This is a genomic window from Pseudomonas sp. EA_15y_Pfl1_P101, from assembly GCF_963970835.1.
Lineage (GTDB): Bacteria > Pseudomonadota > Gammaproteobacteria > Pseudomonadales > Pseudomonadaceae > Aquipseudomonas > Aquipseudomonas tritici.
The window spans coordinates 1-3,096 of sequence record NZ_CAXAPA010000036.1; the positions used below are offsets into that span (position 1 = coordinate 1).

At 51.2% G+C, this 3,096-nt stretch carries 1 rRNA gene; it reads left to right on the plus strand.

The features are described 5' to 3' along the window. Window positions 1-105 precede the first annotated feature (105 nt). Window positions 106-2,997 (plus strand): 23S ribosomal RNA (locus tag AACY36_RS28085). The last annotated feature ends 99 nt before the right edge of the window (window positions 2,998-3,096 follow it).

The window sequence follows — 3,096 nt, forward strand, 5'->3', positions numbered from 1 at the left end:
ACGGATCAGGCTAAGGTAAAATTTGTGAGTTACTCTGTATTGAGTATTATCGAATTTTCGGCGAATGTTGTCTTCACAGTATAACCAGATTGCTTGGGGTTATATGGTCAAGTGAAGAAGCGCATACGGTGGATGCCTTGGCAGTCAGAGGCGATGAAAGACGTGGTAGCCTGCGAAAAGCTTCGGGGAGTCGGCAAACAGACTTTGATCCGGAGATGTCTGAATGGGGGAACCCAGCCATCATAAGATGGTTACCTTACACTGAATACATAGGTGTATGGAGCGAACCAGGGGAACTGAAACATCTAAGTACCCTGAGGAAAAGAAATCAACCGAGATTCCCTTAGTAGTGGCGAGCGAACGGGGACTAGCCCTTAAGTGGCTTTGAGATTAGCGGAACGCTCTGGAAAGTGCGGCCATAGTGGGTGATAGCCCTGTACGCGAAAATCTCTTAGTCATGAAATCGAGTAGGACGGAGCACGAGAAACTTTGTCTGAATATGGGGGGACCATCCTCCAAGGCTAAATACTACTGACTGACCGATAGTGAACTAGTACCGTGAGGGAAAGGCGAAAAGAACCCCGGAGAGGGGAGTGAAATAGATCCTGAAACCGTATGCGTACAAGCAGTGGGAGCCCACTTTGTTGGGTGACTGCGTACCTTTTGTATAATGGGTCAGCGACTTATTTTCAGTGGCGAGCTTAACCGAATAGGGGAGGCGTAGCGAAAGCGAGTCTTAATAGGGCGTCTAGTCGCTGGGAATAGACCCGAAACCGGGCGATCTATCCATGGGCAGGTTGAAGGTTGGGTAACACTAACTGGAGGACCGAACCGACTACCGTTGAAAAGTTAGCGGATGACCTGTGGATCGGAGTGAAAGGCTAATCAAGCTCGGAGATAGCTGGTTCTCCTCGAAAGCTATTTAGGTAGCGCCTCATGTATCACTGTAGGGGGTAGAGCACTGTTTCGGCTAGGGGGTCATCCCGACTTACCAAACCGATGCAAACTCCGAATACCTACAAGTGCCGAGCATGGGAGACACACGGCGGGTGCTAACGTCCGTCGTGAAAAGGGAAACAACCCAGACCGTCAGCTAAGGTCCCAAAGTTATGGTTAAGTGGGAAACGATGTGGGAAGGCTTAGACAGCTAGGAGGTTGGCTTAGAAGCAGCCACCCTTTAAAGAAAGCGTAATAGCTCACTAGTCGAGTCGGCCTGCGCGGAAGATGTAACGGGGCTCAAACCATACACCGAAGCTACGGGTATCACTTAGGTGATGCGGTAGAGGAGCGTTCTGTAAGCCTGTGAAGGTGAGTTGAGAAGCTTGCTGGAGGTATCAGAAGTGCGAATGCTGACATGAGTAACGACAATGGGTGTGAAAAACACCCACGCCGAAAGACCAAGGTTTCCTGCGCAACGTTAATCGACGCAGGGTTAGTCGGTCCCTAAGGCGAGGCTGAAAAGCGTAGTCGATGGAAAACAGGTTAATATTCCTGTACTTCTGGTTATTGCGATGGAGGGACGGAGAAGGCTAGGCCAGCTTGGCGTTGGTTGTCCAAGTTTAAGGTGGTAGGCTGAGATCTTAGGTAAATCCGGGATCTTAAGGCCGAGAGCTGATGACGAGTTAACTTTTAGTTAACGAAGTGGTTGATGCCATGCTTCCAAGAAAAGCTTCTAAGCTTCAGGTAACCAGGAACCGTACCCCAAACCGACACAGGTGGTTGGGTAGAGAATACCAAGGCGCTTGAGAGAACTCGGGTGAAGGAACTAGGCAAAATGGCACCGTAACTTCGGGAGAAGGTGCGCCGGTGAGGGTGAAGGACTTGCTCCGTAAGCTCATGCCGGTCGAAGATACCAGGCCGCTGCGACTGTTTATTAAAAACACAGCACTCTGCAAACACGAAAGTGGACGTATAGGGTGTGACGCCTGCCCGGTGCCGGAAGGTTAATTGATGGGGTTAGCTAACGCGAAGCTCTTGATCGAAGCCCCGGTAAACGGCGGCCGTAACTATAACGGTCCTAAGGTAGCGAAATTCCTTGTCGGGTAAGTTCCGACCTGCACGAATGGCGTAACGATGGCGGCGCTGTCTCCACCCGAGACTCAGTGAAATTGAAATCGCTGTGAAGATGCAGTGTATCCGCGGCTAGACGGAAAGACCCCGTGAACCTTTACTATAGCTTTGCACTGGACTTTGAATTTGCTTGTGTAGGATAGGTGGGAGGCTTTGAAGCGTGGACGCCAGTCTGCGTGGAGCCAACCTTGAAATACCACCCTGGCAACTTTGAGGTTCTAACTCAGGTCCGTTATCCGGATCGAGGACAGTGTATGGTGGGTAGTTTGACTGGGGCGGTCTCCTCCTAAAGAGTAACGGAGGAGTACGAAGGTGCGCTCAGACCGGTCGGAAATCGGTCGTAGAGTATAAAGGCAAAAGCGCGCTTGACTGCGAGACAGACACGTCGAGCAGGTACGAAAGTAGGTCTTAGTGATCCGGTGGTTCTGTATGGAAGGGCCATCGCTCAACGGATAAAAGGTACTCCGGGGATAACAGGCTGATACCGCCCAAGAGTTCATATCGACGGCGGTGTTTGGCACCTCGATGTCGGCTCATCACATCCTGGGGCTGAAGCCGGTCCCAAGGGTATGGCTGTTCGCCATTTAAAGTGGTACGCGAGCTGGGTTTAGAACGTCGTGAGACAGTTCGGTCCCTATCTGCCGTGGACGTTTGAGATTTGAGAGGGGCTGCTCCTAGTACGAGAGGACCGGAGTGGACGAACCTCTGGTGTTCCGGTTGTCACGCCAGTGGCATTGCCGGGTAGCTATGTTCGGAATAGATAACCGCTGAAAGCATCTAAGCGGGAAACTAGCCTCAAGATGAGATCTCACTGGGACCTTGAGTCCCCTGAAGGGCCGTCGAAGACTACGACGTTGATAGGTTGGGTGTGTAAGCGCTGTGAGGCGTTGAGCTAACCAATACTAATTGCCCGTGAGGCTTGACCATATAACACCCAAGCAATTTGACTACTCTAACGAGCATCAGATTGCGGTGTGTGAAGACGATAGAACCGAAAGTTCGATCTCACGAAAACACCGAAAGCTA